At 34.6% G+C, this 15,525-nt stretch carries 12 protein-coding genes; 10 read left to right on the forward strand and 2 right to left on the reverse strand.

Annotation, left to right across the window (positions count from 1 at the left end; all coding sequences use genetic code 11):
- On the reverse strand, positions 1-1,284 hold the full coding sequence (locus tag CGC48_RS05405; protein WP_098028764.1) for a porin family protein: 1,284 nt from the start codon (positions 1,282-1,284) through the stop codon (positions 1-3).
- Positions 1,285-1,311: 27 nt separating this feature from the next.
- A complete protein-coding gene (locus CGC48_RS05410; protein WP_098028765.1) occupies positions 1,312-2,052 on the reverse strand; it encodes a type III pantothenate kinase in 741 nt (246 codons plus the stop codon).
- A gap of 498 nt (positions 2,053-2,550) precedes the next feature.
- Here CGC48_RS05410 and CGC48_RS05415 point away from each other — a divergent pair, with 498 nt between their 5' ends.
- The 10 genes from CGC48_RS05415 (at position 2,551) to CGC48_RS05460 (ending at position 15,482) form a co-directional block, all read left to right on the forward strand.
- Positions 2,551-5,712, forward strand: a complete 3,162-nt coding sequence (locus CGC48_RS05415; RefSeq protein ID WP_232780570.1) for a SusC/RagA family TonB-linked outer membrane protein — start codon at positions 2,551-2,553, stop codon at positions 5,710-5,712.
- A gap of 18 nt (positions 5,713-5,730) precedes the next feature.
- Positions 5,731-7,272 carry a SusD/RagB family nutrient-binding outer membrane lipoprotein gene (locus CGC48_RS05420; protein WP_098028767.1) on the forward strand — a complete coding sequence of 514 codons (1,542 nt, stop codon included), beginning with the start codon at positions 5,731-5,733 and terminating at the stop codon, positions 7,270-7,272.
- A 24-nt stretch (positions 7,273-7,296) separates the two neighbouring features.
- Positions 7,297-8,352: a glycoside hydrolase family 18 gene (locus tag CGC48_RS05425; protein WP_232780572.1), complete on the forward strand. Its 1,056-nt coding sequence runs from the start codon at positions 7,297-7,299 to the stop codon at positions 8,350-8,352.
- 17 nt (positions 8,353-8,369) lie between these two features.
- On the forward strand, positions 8,370-9,563 hold the full coding sequence (locus tag CGC48_RS05430; protein WP_098028769.1) for a DUF1735 and LamG domain-containing protein: 1,194 nt from the start codon (positions 8,370-8,372) through the stop codon (positions 9,561-9,563).
- 17 nt (positions 9,564-9,580) lie between these two features.
- Complete coding sequence (locus CGC48_RS05435) at positions 9,581-10,984, forward strand: BT_3987 domain-containing protein (protein WP_098028770.1); 1,404 nt, start codon at positions 9,581-9,583, stop codon at positions 10,982-10,984.
- Positions 10,985-10,999: 15 nt separating this feature from the next.
- Complete coding sequence (locus CGC48_RS05440) at positions 11,000-12,073, forward strand: hypothetical protein (RefSeq protein WP_098028771.1); 1,074 nt, start codon at positions 11,000-11,002, stop codon at positions 12,071-12,073.
- A gap of 192 nt (positions 12,074-12,265) precedes the next feature.
- On the forward strand, positions 12,266-12,814 hold the full coding sequence (locus CGC48_RS05445; RefSeq protein ID WP_098028772.1) for an RNA polymerase sigma factor: 549 nt from the start codon (positions 12,266-12,268) through the stop codon (positions 12,812-12,814).
- Positions 12,801-13,274, forward strand: coding sequence for a hypothetical protein (locus CGC48_RS05450; RefSeq protein WP_098028773.1), 474 nt, complete (start codon positions 12,801-12,803; stop codon positions 13,272-13,274). The genes CGC48_RS05445 and CGC48_RS05450 overlap by 14 nt, the downstream gene beginning before the upstream one ends.
- A gap of 85 nt (positions 13,275-13,359) precedes the next feature.
- A complete protein-coding gene (locus CGC48_RS05455) occupies positions 13,360-14,463 on the forward strand; it encodes a hypothetical protein (RefSeq protein WP_098028774.1) in 1,104 nt (367 codons plus the stop codon).
- Positions 14,464-14,759: 296 nt separating this feature from the next.
- Complete coding sequence (locus CGC48_RS05460; protein WP_098028775.1) at positions 14,760-15,482, forward strand: head GIN domain-containing protein; 723 nt, start codon at positions 14,760-14,762, stop codon at positions 15,480-15,482.
- The last annotated feature ends 43 nt before the right edge of the window (positions 15,483-15,525 follow it).

The following is a 15,525-nucleotide window of genomic DNA, read 5'->3' on the forward strand; positions in this document are numbered from 1 at the left end:
TTATTGATATTTAGTTCTTTGGAACCATCTGTCATTTAATGTGATTCCTATTTTAAGATTAAAGTAATTTTCTTTTATCAGGTTTTGTTTTAATGTTCCTTTTTGTCCAAATTCAAACCCTGTTGTTATGTTTGAAAATCCTCTTACTGGAAAACTTAACCCAAAAGATATGCCAAAGTCATCAATTGATTGATTATTTAACATAATTCCTGTTTTTTCGTAACGAAATCCAGCTCGGTATGTGACTCTTTTCCAATAACTTGAAATAGAATTATATTGAGGAATATAAAATCCTCCTACTGCGATTTTGTATCCGTTTTCGTAATTTACATTCGTTGTTGAAAGAAAAGGATTTGAGAATTTTTCTGTATTAGAATGTGTATACTCTACTCCAGCAAACCACTGCAAATCTTTACCCACACCAAAGCCTATTTCAAATTGAGAAGGTAGTGTGAGCTTTGTTTCCTTTAGCCCGATTGCCTCCAAGTTTTTCACTTGGGTTTCCTTGGCAATTAAGTTGGCTCCATTACCTGTATTTGCATTTCCAAAAGTGGAAATTATTCTTTCATTTTCGGAATTCAGTTTACTCTCAGGCGTGAACACCAATGATGATGATATTCTCATCTTGTTTTTCAAAGCTCTTGTATAGTGCAATCCAACGTTTGCAGAAACGCCTCTAAGCAATGATTTGCTATCTTCTTGCGTGTAAAAATCAACGTTTGAAATTCTTAGCAAATCCTTCATTTCAATCTTTCCAAAATTAAATTTGAGTGATGCACCAAAACTAAAACCTTTGTACAATTCGTATCCCGATGAAATAAAAAACTGATTTACATTTCCATTTCCTTCAAATTGATTGAGTTGTGATACTCCATTGACAGTTTGCCTTGATGCCAACTTATATCCAACAGAGGAAAGCGGAGTCAATCCTACAGAAACTCCCAATTTTTCAACTATAGGAAAACCTAATACTACATAATCAATTGAAGTGGAATTAGTTCCTATTTTTGTTACATTTGAAACAATTTTTTTATAATCAAACGAAGCTCCTCCTGAAAAAGCAGTCAATTTTAGATGTGATAATGTCGCTGGATTTTGCATATTTACACGAGTACTATCTGCAAAAATTCCTATTCCTCCCATAGCTCTCTCCTCTGTTATTCCATCAGGATTTAGCTCACCAATACCATAGTAGGAATAAGGCGACTCTGTTGTTTGTTGCGAAAATACAGTATAAATCACTGAAAATAAAGCAAAAACAAACAAAAATATTTTTTTATTCATATTCAAAAAGCTAATGTTCTTTTGTTATCATTTGTCCTTTCTTTGCCACTCCAAAATGGCATTTAATCCCTCTAATAGAAAAAACGAGTTTGCAAATATGCGATTTTTTATATTGTTTACCAAAAAAAGATGGTTTCCTCCTGTTAAAATTGTTGTTAAATCCTTAAATTTTTTCTCGTATTGTGTGATAACACCTTCAATTTCGCAAATCACGTTGTGGTAAACTCCCGAAAGCATACAACCTTCTGTAGAATTTCCAATAAAATTCTCAATATCAAAATCCTGCTGAGTAATTAACGGCAATTTTGAAGTAAATTCGTGCATCGCTTTGAATCTCATCGCTATGCCTGGAGCTATGGCTCCTCCCAAATATACTCCTTCTGCTGTCATAATATCGAAAGTAATACACGTTCCTGCATCAATTACCAATACGTTTTTGTTGGGGTAAGCACTCACTGCTCCTGCCATCAATGCTAGTCGGTCAATACCTAAAGTAGTAGGAGTCGCGTATTTATTAACAAAAGGCATCGGAGTTTGTGAATTGACAAACAAAACATTTTTTATTTTTCCTTTCAGAAAAGAAAATCGCTCTTCAGCCTCCTTAACAACCGAAGCAACAATACACGAATCTATTTTCTCAAAATCAACAACTTGGGCAATTTCTTTCTGAAAATTGTTTTTAGCGAATGTTTGAAAAAATGTTTTTTCCTTACCATTAAAAATAGCTAACTTTATAGCTGTATTTCCCTCATCTATAATTAAATTCATAATATGCTCAATTGTTCAAATACATATTCTATTAGTTTCGTTTCTATTTTCTTTCGAAATAAATTCGATAGATTTTTCTTACGGATTTATATAAAAGAGAACTAACCAAACAAAGTAAAAAATGACAGAATGCCTCTACACTAATCATAATTTACCACAATCCTCTTTTTTAAAACATAAAGTTCGCAAAGATACAAAAAACTGGCTTTCAGAGAAAAATTATTTTAAAACTCCTTTATTTCGGCAAACAATCACACATATTATATCCTCAACAAAAAACAAAAATTGTTTGTATATAGAAAATATCACCTATTTTTCTTTAATTTCTATACAAATCAAAGAATCAATATGTTTAGATTTTTTTCACTTTTATTTATAAAAATATTTGGTTTTTTCTTTGCTGTAAGAAATCGTTTTCGTAGCTTTGCGTGACTCTACAAAGAGTAATTTTTTAAGAGATTCTCAAAAATAAGGAAATAAAATTTAAATTATTGAAATATGATAGGCGTTTTAATGAAATCTACGCAAAGATTTATGGGAGTGGGACTTCTTACATTTCTTGTGGGTGGATTTTGGACAGATTCGGTCTATGGAAAGACTGATGATTTGTTGACAAAAACTACTGTTTTTCAGCAACAAACTAAAAAAATAAGCGGAGTGGTAACAGATGCCAATGGAGAACCTTTGCCTGGAGTTAACATTGTAGTCAAGGGAACTTCCATAGGAGTTACATCCGATTTTGATGGTAATTTTGAAATCAATGTACCGAATGACAAGACCGAATTGGTATTCTCGTACATAGGCTTCAAAGGTTATACCTTGAAAGTAACCCAACCCCGTAGTGGCGTAAAGATTGTGCTTGAGGAAGAGGTTCAACAGCTTGAGGGAACTGTGGTAACTGCTTTGGGTATCAAACGACAAGAAAAGGCACTTAGCTACAACGTGCAACAGGTAAACAGTGAGGAACTTACTAAAGTAAAAGACGCTAACTTTGTTAATAGCCTTAACGGAAAAGTAGCGGGAGTTACCATTCAGCGGAGTTCTTCAGGGATTGGAGGTGCTACCAAAGTGGTAATGCGTGGAGCTAAATCTATTGAAAAGTCGAATAACGCATTGTATGTGATTGATGGCGTTCCTTTGTTTTCTACAACGATGGCACAAGGAAGTGGACGTTTTCAATCATCAGGGTCAACAGAAGGTATTGCAGATATCAACCCAGAAGATATTGAAAGTATGACCGTCCTTACAGGAGCTTCAGCGGCAGCTCTTTATGGTTCGGCAGCGGCGAACGGAGCTATCCTTATCACTACTAAAAAAGGGAAAGAAGGCAAACTCCAAGTTAGTTTTTCTTCAAACACGGAAATTTCCACTCCTTTCATTTTACCAGAATTTCAGAATACATACGGAAATGACGGAAGAATAGAATCTTGGGGAGCGAAACTTCCAGAGAATTTTGAGAGATATAATGCAAAAGATTTTTTCAGAACGGGATATACCTTAACCAACAACGTTTCACTTTCAGGAGGGAGTCAAAAAAATCAAACATATTTCTCTGCAAGTAGCACACAGGCAGAAGGTATCGTTCCTAACAACCAATACAACCGATACAATTTCACTTTCAGAAATACAATTCATCTACTTGAAGATAAGTTAAAAATTGATGCATCAGTAAATTATATCTTGCAAGACCATCGTAATATGATAAATCAGGGAGAGTATATGAATCCATTGGTTGGTGCGTATTTACTTCCTCGAAGAGAAAATCTATCAAGCGTACGTACCTTTGAAAGATACAATCCAGCACGTAAAATATACGAACAAGAATGGCGTTACGGAACAGGTGATTACACACTTCAAAATCCTTATTGGGTAGCATATCGCAACTTGCGTGACGTGAAAAGAGAGCGTAATATGATTGCTCTTGGTGTTACTTACGATTTAAAAAAATGGTCAGAAACTGAAAAATGGGACATTGCTGGACGTGTCCGTACTGATAATTCACACATTCAATCAACTGACAAACGTTATGCCTCAACAGCTGCAACATTAGATGTTAGTAAAACGGGATATTTCGGATTATTAAAAGGAGCAGAACGACAAACATACGCTGACGTTCTAACCAATTTCTCAAAACGTTTTGAATTTGGTGACCAAAATATCGTCATTACAGCCAACCTTGGGGCGTCATTGCAGGATACTCGCTATGACGATTCACAAATAGGAGGGCCACTTCGTGAAAATGGAATTCCGAATGTATTTAATACGTTTAACATAGACCAAGGAGCTCAAAAAACAAGAATTGGACAAACAGGCTGGATAGAACAAACTCAATCCATCTTTGGTAGTGTAGAGGCTGGTTACAACGGATATTTATACTTAACATTAACAGGGCGTAATGATTGGGCTTCACAATTGGCTAATTCTCCAAATTCGTCATTTTTCTACCCTTCTGTTGGACTTTCTGCGGTAGTTACTGATATGCTTTCAACAGATACAAAACTGAAAATCAACCCTATTCTTTCTTTTATGAAAGTTCGTTTAGCATTTAGCTCCGTAGGTTCTCCTTTTGATAGAGGGTTAACAACTCCAACATACACTTTCGACCAAGATACCAAAACTTGGAAAACGGTTTCTCATTTCCCAATTGGTGAACTTTTCCCTGAACGCACCAATTCGTATGAAGTGGGAATTGCTTCAAAATGGTTGAAAGGGAAATTAACGTTAGACGCTACTTTCTATCAAACCAACACTAAAAACCAAACCATTGGCTCTGAAATTTCACCTTCAACAGGATACGATAAAATTTATCTTCAAACAGGAGATGTTCGTAACAGAGGTGTTGAATTAGGTTTAGGATATGATTTCCAAATAGTTAAAGATTTTAATTGGAATAGCCACTTCACAATGGGATACAACAAAAACGAAATTATGTCATTGGTAGAAGACTATGTAAACCCTGTAACTGGAGAAAAAGAAGGCAAGGAACATTTGGTAAAAAATTCATTTGGTTCATTACGTTACATTCTCAAAAAAGGAGGTTCGCTCGGAGATGTATACTCCAATGCTGATTTCAAACGCAACTCAGACGGGAACATCTACATTGATGCCAAAGGAAATGTAACTAAGAGTGAATTTGCTAATGGTCATTTTGAAAAATTGGGAAGTGTACTTCCTGATGTGACAATGGGTTGGAGAAATGATTTCACATACAAAAATTTGAGTTTTGGAGCGATGTTCTCTGCTCGTTTGGGAGGTGTGGCTGTTTCAATGACCGAAGCTGCGTTAGACCATTACGGAGTATCGAAAGCCTCAGCAGAAGCTCGTGATGCAGGAGGAGTTTTTGTTAATGGTTTCCCTATCAACGCACAAAACTATTTTGAAGAACGAGGAAAAAATCGTTTAGCTCAATACTATACATATTCAGCAACAAACATTCGTTTACAAGAAGCCTACATTTCGTACAAATTGCCTAAAAAATTGGTAAACGATACTATGGGGCTTACAATTTCCGTTATTGGACGTAATTTGGCTATGCTTTATAGTGAAGCTCCTTTTGACCCAGAGTCGGTTTCCTCAACAGGAAATTACGTGCAAGGATTGGATTATTTTATGATACCGAGTCAACATAGCATCGGGTTGAGTATCAAAGCTGATTTTTAATCTTATAATTCGAACAAAATGAAAAAGTTTATTATAATAGCATCAATTGCCCTTATTGTAGGAAGTTGTACAAAGGATTTTGAAAAAATGAATCAAGACCAGTACGGGATTACAGGAAAAGAGTTGGACAGAATCCCACAAGGAGGTAACCAGCTTATCGACCTACAAAAGTTGATACTTCCTGAACAAGAAAACTCGTACCAAATGTGTTTTGACCTGTACGCAACGGGATATTCGGGATACGCAACCACCAAATTTACAGGAGATTACCAGACTTATAATCCAAGAGCAGGTTGGTTCAGTTATCCTTTTAATGACACATATCCTAAAATTTATAAAGCATATAATGAGTTGAAAAAGATTTCCAAAGGAGATTATGACAAACCTTATTTCGCCTTAGGAAGTATTTATCGAGTAGCGATTACACATTGGTTAACAGATACCTACGGACCTTTACCCTACTCTCAAATGAAAGAAGGACAATCGCAAGTTCCTTATGATTCTCAAAAAGATTTATATTTAGGCTTTTGTGAAGAGCTGGTAAAATCTATTGAAGGTTTGAAAAAAGTAGATGTAGCCGACAGAGAATATGCTCCGTTTGATAACATTTACAAAGGAGATATGCAAAAATGGATTAAGTATGCCAATTCATTGCTTCTTCGTATTTCTATGAGAATGTCGAAAGCAGCTCCTGCCGAAGCACAAAAATATGCAGAAATGGCAGTTGCAGAAGGTGTAATCTCAACCAATACAGATAATGCTCAGTTGGAAACTTCCGACAATCCAGCTTTTAAAGTAAGTGCTTCTTGGGGAGATTCACGTGTTGGAGCTGATATTACCGAATATATGAATGCCTTTTCCGACCCACGTCGTGCAAAATATTTCACAGAGGTAGAAAGCAGAAATCAAAAATATTTCGGTTGCCGAAGTGGTGCTCCCAATATTGGTTACACAAAAGATAACTATTCGCTTCCAAATATCCAAAAAAATTCTCCAATTATCATTATTTCAGCAGCTGAAGTTGCCTTCTTAAGGGCTGAAGGAGCTTTAAAAAATTGGAGTATGGGTGGCTCAGCAGAAGAGTTATACAAGCAAGGTGTTAAACTATCATTCGAGCAATGGGGAGCAGGTGACCCTACCACATATCTTACAAATAGCAACCAAAGGGGAGCCTTTACCGATGAAAAAGAAACTGGATATAATGATGCTTCTTTCAGTTCTTCAATTACCGTGAACTGGAGTGATGCAACGAACGACGAACAAAAGTTAGCACGAATCATCACACAGAAATGGATTGCAATGTTCCCATATGGCTCACACGAAGGTTGGGCAGAATGGCGTAGAACAGGCTACCCTAACTTATTACCTGCCGTTGAAAATAAAAGTGGAGGTTCAGTAAAAACCATTTCTCAACAAAATGGAAAAGATACAGGCGGAATGCGAAGAATACCTTTCTCTACCAAAGAGTATGAAGGAAGTAACCTTAAGAATATCCAAGAGGCTGTAAATCTGTTAGGAGGAGCAGATAATGGAGGAACTGACCTTTGGTGGGCAAAATAATTTATTCACGTAAATAACATTTTAATGATGAAAAAAATAACAATCATTTTCGGACTATTAGCTGTAGCGTGTAGTAAGGTTGAGCCAATTGAAGTTATTGCACCTCAGCGAGATATCGACACCGAAACATTGAAAAAGTACAAATCCCAAGCCGAATTAGAAAAAAGAAATGTCGTAATGGGAATGATGTACAATTGGGGAAAAGAAAGTGGAGCTCTCTTAGCAAATACTCCTGATAGTTTGGATATTGTTGTAATAAAAAGTGGATATGACAACATAACTGATGTTTTGAAAAACGATATGCAATTTGTTCAGCAAAAAAAAGCAACTAAAGTTCTTTTGGGAATTGATTTTGAAGCAGCATATCAAGAGTATGAGAACGTAAAAGGAAAGGAAATTCATTCTGAAAAGTCAGATAAAGAAAAAGAATGGAAAGCTTCCAACGAACGATTAACTGCACAGGAAAAGAAGGAAATTTTAAGTAAAATTGAAAAAGAAGTTGCCGAAAGTGTTGCCAATCGTTATACAGAAAAATTGGGAAAACAAGCTGCAGAATTCCTTAAAATAGTTAAGTCAAACGGATTTGATGGAGTAAGTATTGAGTTTCCTCAAAATCTCAACGAAGTGTATTCTACTGAAAATTTTGACAAATTCTTAGCAGAAATAGCAGCAGAAACAGGCAAAGGTAAAAGTTTACTTTTGGTAGTAGAAAATCCTTACAAAGAAAGAGGTGTGACTACTGATGTTCAGCCAATTGATTCTGCTAATTGGATTGTTTATCGCCAAAAAGGAACACAATTATTGAAGAATTTTGACGAACAGACAGAAAAGTGGGCAGCATTCAGATACGTACCTTCTGTTGATTTCACTGAAGAAGATTTAGCCGAAGGATTTTCTGACACCAAAATATTCAGCCCCCAAGGAAGACCTTCTCGTGTTTTTGATGTTATAAACTGGCAATCAAGCAACAAAGGAGGAGTGGCATATTATCATATCGAAAAAAATTACTATGACATTGTCGGGAATGTACCTTTCAAAACGTTAAGAAATGCCATTGGGAAAGTACAATTACATAAATAAATTTAAAATTTAAAGAAATGAAATTTATAAAATCATCTATAATTGCTCTATGCTGTTTTTCTATAATCGCCTGTTCGGAAGATGAAAAACAAGGAGGAGAATTGTTCGGACAACAAGCTACACTTTATAAAATGGATGGAAAAGAGCGAAAACAAGCCGATTTCTCTCAAAAAACATCTATTTCTGTAGCAACTGACGATATCGGAACTGAAAAAGAACAGCAATTTCTGGTAAGTTTAGCTAAAGAAAACGAAAAAGACATCGCTGTTTATATGAATGTGAATCAAAAGGAAGTTGAAAAATACAATAGAGTGTACAAAACTTCATATTTGTCTTTACCTGAAAAAAACCTAAAAGTTACCCCTATGGTTAATATCAAAGCAGGTAGTGTAACTTCTAATGTAGGGAATGTAAAAATCAACATTTCTTCTGATTTGAAAGAAAATACGCCCTATATGTTTGCGATTTCAATGGGTTCAGTAGGTGGAGATAATGTGGAAATCAATAAAATTTCAAACACACTTCTTTACACAATTGAAATTGTTAAAGGACAAATAAACAGAACCGTAAAAATAACTCGTAATGAGTATTTTGAGCTAGAAAGAACTAAAAGTATAGACAATACTTTTACCTTGGAAGGCTTGATTTTCATAGAAAAATTAAGAGGTCCTGGTGATATGGGAGAAGCTGGTATTAGTACTTTTATGGGAGTTGAGGGACAAACCTTGTTGCGATTTGGAGATAATGGTGTAGCTCCAGATGAATTACAAGCCAATACTCAAAAGGTTGATTTTAAATTCAAAACAAAAAAATGGTATCATATAGCATTGGTAGTTGAGGGAAGAAAATCAATCGTTTACATAAACGGAGAAAAAGTTATAGAATTCGCCAAAGGAGGAGGTCTTGTAGGTGGTAATCCTTTTTACATAGGGCGTAGCTATAGTGACGGAAGAGGTATTGAAGCTAGATTTTCAGAACTTAGAATTTGGAAAACCGCTCGTTCAGGTCAGCAAATTAAAGAAGGTATCTATGAAGTTGACAAAAATAATGCCGATTTATATGCATACTGGAAAATGAATGAAGTTGTTAATAACAAAATTATGGATGCTTCCGTAAATGGCATCAACTTAATTATGAAAGGACAGGCAGAGAAAAGAGGTCCTCAGAAAATAGAAATTTTCGAAGAGCAAGAGCCTGTTAAAATCGACTAATCTTAAATTTATTTAAAATGAAAAAAATATTTTTAACGCTACTATCTTTCACTTTACTAAGTGCCTGTCAGGATGATCTTGATCCAAAGTTTGAGCTTCCCAAACCAGAAAATTCTTCTGCCATATTTGCAGAAGGAACGCTGATAAATAAAGAAAATCCTAAAGACAAAACTTCTACTTTTGTAAAGAATGGAGAATACCGCTTTGTTGCTGATTTAGGATATTCTGCAAGGGAAGAAGGCGAAACTATCCTGAAAAAATCTGATTTTGAGAAAATTGTTAGTCAATACAATAGTTTTAAAGGTGTTAGCGATTATCTTTTGTTACCAGAAGACCATTACGAGTTTACAAAAGGTACTTTTAAAAAGGGAGATACATCAAGTGAGGTTGTTTTAAAAGTGAAAAATTATGAAACGTTGCCTCAAGGAGATTACTTCTTGCCTTTAACCATTGAAATAGACGGCAAAACCTTGATGCATCCTGTGTTTGTACGTAAAGACGCTGAGTATGTAGCTCTTTCAGAAACTAGTAAAAAACCAATGCCTGAAAATAACCATAATTGTAACAATCGTACTGAACCTATAAAAATGGTTGCTTATGTGGAAACCAATGATTGGGACATCAGAAATATGGGACAATTTATTTTGAAAGATAGCAAAAAACCCGTTTTTGATATGGTTATCCTCTTTGCTGCCAATATGAACTACGATGCAAAAACTGGAAAGCGCTACTTGTATTTTAATGATAAATTACAACCTATCGTTAACGACCCAGACAAATACATCAAACCTTTGAAAGACAGAGGCATAAAAGTTCTGGTGGATATTCTACCAAATCACCAAGGAGTTGGATATTACAATTTTCAAAATTACGAAGAGGCTCTGGAATTTGCTCGTGAGTGCAAAAGATATGCAGATATGTTAGGCATTGATGGTTGGGATATTGATGAGGAATATGCTGAATACGGTAAGTTACAAAAGGAAAAACCTACAAAAGGAAATACATCTGTTCTCTGGTTTATGAGAGCTATGAAAGAAGTAATGCCTGATAAATTATTAACATTATATGACTTTGGGCACCGTCTAGCACCCGATGAGTTTGACGAAAAAAGAAAAAGAGCTGCTGATTATTTGGACTATAGCTGGGCAAACTATGCCGAAGACCACGGTTCTTTCATTGGAGTTCCAAACGAAAAATATGGAAAACTATCTGTTGAAGCCAACTGGGGATTACGTTCTACAGGAGCTTATGCTCAAAGTAATTTGAGAGATTGTTTTGGATTGTTTATGGTATTCAGCATCAAAGGAAGTGATATTCGTAGTAAATATGCAGAAAGAAGCCTTAGTGAAGCAACCAAACTATTTTATGGCGAGGAGTGCATTTTTGAAGGGAAATATCATAACGGACCTAAAGATAGATAATTAAAAATTAAAAAAATGAGAAATATTATATATTTATTGAGTGTTTTATTCATCATCGGCTGTCAAAAAGATGATAATAATAACTCTGAGCAACCAGAAGCTCCTAAAAAGGACTTAAAACCCACAGAAATAGTTATCAAGCAAGGAGATAACATAATTTCTAACGCTATTCAAAATGGCGTTATAACTTTGGAAAAAAACAAAAGCTACAAAGTAAATGTTTCATTTGAAGAAGAAGTTGAGTTACAAGAAGGAGAATTCCTAAAGATGAAAACTAAGAACAATCGCGACTTCTATGCCGATTTTTATGGCAAAAATGCCAATGATATTTTAGAAAAATTGGTTTTCAAAAAGGAAGGTTATAATGACTTTAATTTGCAGATTGTTCAAAATGGAGTAATTCCAAACTTTTATATTCAAGTTAAAAGTTCGGTAGACACTAACGGAGATTTCGTTACAGAAAATGCTGACAAAAAAACGATAAAGATTTTAAGTACTAAAAAACGATATAATGAAGTTTCTATTGATATAGAGTTTTTTGCTCCAATAATCATCGAAGATGTTATTGAAAATCAGGAAAAAGTAATTTCTGTTGAAAAAAGAGGTGATGGCTCTATATGCAGAGTAACAATAAAAAAAGAAAAGTTAACTGACGGAAAATCTGTTGAACTGCCAATCTATGCTATTGAAAAAGAGCAAAAAGGGAAACGCATCGGAGAAGTTATCTTAATAGGAGAAGATACTCCATATTGTTTGGAAGCTGGTTCTTGGTTAGGTGCTCCCGAACTGAATGTAGTTTCTTTCTATAGCTACAAAGATTTAGAATTAGAGCTTGATTTTTACTTTTTCAATGAAGAAAGAAGACAAGTATTTGTAGAAAATGTAAACAAAGATTTCGTTCAAGAATATTCCACATACGCTAATGACCCTGGATATGTTTCAATAACTTTGAAAGAAGAAATAAAAAAGGAACATAAGAAAAAAGTCCATTTTTTCGACATTTATGAAGGTGTTGTTGTAGGAGATAAAATTCAAAAGAAAGAAAATGCGAAAAAAACAGAAGTTTTTCTTGATATACTCGGGTATTAACAAGAGTTTCATACGAACTTTTTAGTACAAAGCAAAACTTAATCAAACTATTTGCATAACAAATTATAAAATTCCATATAAGAATTAATCTTATATGGAATTTTTCGTTTTCCAGAAAAAAAATTCAAAAAAAATCCTCTAATTTTGTAACAATCGTGTTTTGTTTGCATCTTTAAAACAAAAAGAAAGATTTTGACCAACCCAACTCAAATACTCATCGAAGCTTGTCGCCAAAACGACCCCAAAGCACAATTGGGGCTGTACAGGCAGTACGCTAAAGCGATGTACAACACCGCCTTGCGTATGCTCCAACAGCAAGATAAAGCCGAAGATGCCGTGCAAGAAGCCTTCATAAAGGCTTTCCAAAAGCTGGACGAATTTCGAGGAGAAAATAACTTTGGGAGTTGGCTCAAACGCATCGTAATCAATGAGACACTGATGATGATTCGGCAAGAAAAACAAATTCGCTATTTGGAAGAAACCTTCATCGACCCAATTGATGACAATGAGCAAGAAAAATGGAGCTTCCAAGAGGAAGAAGTAAAGATTTTACTTTATGCAATAGGTCTGCTCCCCGAAAAATTACGTGTTATCCTGAATCTTTCACTCATCGAAGGATTTGATAATGAAGAAATCTGTGAAATTTTACATATATCCGATGGAAATTGCCGAACAACGCTTTCCAGAGCCAAAAAATCGTTACGTGAAACCATAGAAAAACTAAAAAATGAAAGAAAATAAATTTGACATATACGAACTTCCGAGCGGACACGAAGCCCGTTTCCTCAAAAAAATGGCAAAACGGCAATCAGAAACCGAAAAACGTCTCAAAATCAAACGACCAACGCTCAAAAAAGTGCTATATTGGAGCATTTCCGTAGCTGCATCGGTTGTAGCAATACTTTTCTGGACTTTGCAAAAGCCTCTAACGCTTCAAAATGTATCAGAAACGGCATACCAATCCGAGCAATACTATCTACCTATCATTCAGGAGAATATAAACATCATTAAAAATCATACAGAAAACAAAAAAATTACTGAAGATGCCCTCAAACAGCTCGAAAAAATGAATGCTGATTATCTTGTTATCCGAAATAAAATCATTAAAGAAGGACATAACAAACAATTACTCAATGCAATGGTTATCAATTTTGATACACAAATCAAATTTTCAGATAATGTGATAGCAATGATTCTCTAAAGAATTTAAAAACAAGAAAAGCATCGCATAATCAAATAATAACATTTCAAGAAAACACAAAGACAATACATAAATTTCAAAAAATATGAAAAAGGTATTATCAATCATTGGTATTTTGTGGTTCGGAATTATCTCGGCAAGAGAAAACTCCCTACCTGATAGCAAAAATGACCTCTTTATAAGGTACAAACATACCGAAACAAAGACAATCCGCAAGGAATTTAAGGTCAATGAGATGGCTTCACTTTTTGTAGCCAACAAATACGGAACAATCACACTTGTAAGCAGCGAAAACAACAAAAATACTATCAATTTTGAAGTAGAAATTAAGGTAAGTAGCAATAATCCGAGCGATGCTCAAGAACGGATAAAGCAAATCTACGTGGATTTTTCAAATTCAAGCAGCAATTCCGTCTCAGCAAAAACTATAATTAATGAAAGTTCATCGTTTTTTAAAAGTTTCGGACGTAAAAAATCCATCAGTTTTCAGATAAATTATAAAGTTTCGCTCCCAGAAAGCGTGAAAATAGCACTGGAAAACGAATACGGAAATGTTTTTCTTAATAAAACGCTCAGTCCTTTGAAAATTGATGTCGATTATGGTTCAATCAACTTAGGGGAAATCCTCTCCGATGCTTACATTAACCTCGGATATTGCCAAAATTCCAACATTGAACAGATAAATAAGCTCAATTTAAACGCAGATTATTCGGGCATAACAATAAATACCGCAAACTATATCAGGGCAAAGTGTGATTATAGCGGTTTAAAAATCGGCAAAGTGAAAGAACTTATCGCTGAAGTAGATTATAACTCAATCCGCGTTGAAGATATGGAAAAAGGAGAAATTACTGCTGATTATTGTAGCGTTTCGGTGGGGAAAGTCTCCAAAAATATCACAATTCATTGCGATTATGGTGCTGTTAAGATAGAAAAAATCCTCCCTCAAACCAATTTTGTCAAAATTGATGCGGAATATGCAGCCGTTTTGGTGGGTTATCATCCAAATTGGGAGTTTCAATACACGTTTTTGAATTCTTATGGGAAAATCTCAATGCCGGAGAACCTCCCCTACACCAAAAAGAATATTCAAATGCTGGAAAGTTCAATTGGCGGACAGAAAGGCAACGGGAAAAATACATTTAACATCTCAAATGAATATGCAGGAACAAAAATCTATGAAAATTAATATTCTATTTTTATGAAATTATATACAATCCAACAGAAATAGAACGCTATCCGACAGAAACGAAGCACCATCTGATAGAAATGATGCATCATCCGATAGAAATGACGCACCATCTAACAGAAATGACGCACCATCTATAAAAAATAAAGCTCAAAATAAAAAATAATCCATAAAAATAAGCACAAAACCCCATAAAAACTATAAATTATCTCATTTTTTCAACTAAAAAACACTTCATTCGCTTCAAAATAGCAGAAAAACCATTTAAAATAATTAACCATTTAAATTAAAATAATATGAAACGATTTGCAACTATTCTATTTTTGGCTGTATTTTCAGTAAGTTGTATGCGATGGCTTACAAAAGAAACCATTAGTGATAATGGAAACGTTGTAATACAAGAACGCACTCTTGGAAATTACACCAAAGTAAAAAATGTTGGTAATTTAGAAGTTATTTTGAGCAAGGGCGAGGTAGGGAAAATACGCATCGAGGCTTCGGACAACCTGCTCCCCTTAATTTCTACAACCATCGAAGGAGATAATCTAATCATCGAATTAGATGATAATTACAACTATAATATTAATCATAAAGCTGTTGTGTATGTTCCTGTAAATAGCTCTCTAAGTGAGATAACTTTAGCCGGATTTAGTAATATTTCACTTCAAGATAGGCTTAAAGTAAATAATTTACAATGCAATTTATTAGGAACAGGCAATATTGCAATTAATATCGATGCCAATGAGTTAGAACTATCAATCATCGGAAGCGGAGATATAAAAGCAGAAGGAAATAGCCCAACGCTAACTGCTTCCATTACAGGCTCAGGAAATATTAATGCTCAAAACATTAAATCAGAACGAGCAAAAGCTAAAATATCAGGTTCAGGGAATATAATGGTATATACTTCAGAAGAAATTGAGGCAAAAATTACAGGAGCAGGAAATATTTTCATTGAAGGAAATCCTAAAAAGCAAGATACATCTGTTCTTGGAGTTGGAAATATTGATTTCAAGTAAGAAATCTATTAAAAATACAACCAAATTGAGTTATTTTTAATTC

Origin of the sequence: Capnocytophaga cynodegmi, from assembly GCF_002302475.1 — a bacterium.
Classification (GTDB): domain Bacteria; phylum Bacteroidota; class Bacteroidia; order Flavobacteriales; family Flavobacteriaceae; genus Capnocytophaga; species Capnocytophaga cynodegmi.

What these genes read in the sequence shown, in the direction of transcription:
- CGC48_RS05405 (WP_098028764.1), bottom strand. Translation starts at nt 1,284, where the DNA reads ATGAATAAAAAAATATTTTTGTTTGTTTTTGCTTTATTTTCAGTGATT.
- CGC48_RS05410 (WP_098028765.1), bottom strand. Translation starts at nt 2,052, where the DNA reads ATGAATTTAATTATAGATGAGGGAAATACAGCTATAAAGTTAGCTATT.
- CGC48_RS05415 (WP_232780570.1), top strand. Translation starts at nt 2,551, where the DNA reads ATGATAGGCGTTTTAATGAAATCTACGCAAAGATTTATGGGAGTGGGA.
- CGC48_RS05420 (WP_098028767.1), top strand. Translation starts at nt 5,731, where the DNA reads ATGAAAAAGTTTATTATAATAGCATCAATTGCCCTTATTGTAGGAAGT.
- CGC48_RS05425 (WP_232780572.1), top strand. Translation starts at nt 7,297, where the DNA reads ATGATGAAAAAAATAACAATCATTTTCGGACTATTAGCTGTAGCGTGT.
- CGC48_RS05430 (WP_098028769.1), top strand. Translation starts at nt 8,370, where the DNA reads ATGAAATTTATAAAATCATCTATAATTGCTCTATGCTGTTTTTCTATA.
- CGC48_RS05435 (WP_098028770.1), top strand. Translation starts at nt 9,581, where the DNA reads ATGAAAAAAATATTTTTAACGCTACTATCTTTCACTTTACTAAGTGCC.
- CGC48_RS05440 (WP_098028771.1), top strand. Translation starts at nt 11,000, where the DNA reads ATGAGAAATATTATATATTTATTGAGTGTTTTATTCATCATCGGCTGT.
- CGC48_RS05450 (WP_098028773.1), top strand. Translation starts at nt 12,801, where the DNA reads ATGAAAGAAAATAAATTTGACATATACGAACTTCCGAGCGGACACGAA.
- CGC48_RS05455 (WP_098028774.1), top strand. Translation starts at nt 13,360, where the DNA reads ATGAAAAAGGTATTATCAATCATTGGTATTTTGTGGTTCGGAATTATC.
- CGC48_RS05460 (WP_098028775.1), top strand. Translation starts at nt 14,760, where the DNA reads ATGAAACGATTTGCAACTATTCTATTTTTGGCTGTATTTTCAGTAAGT.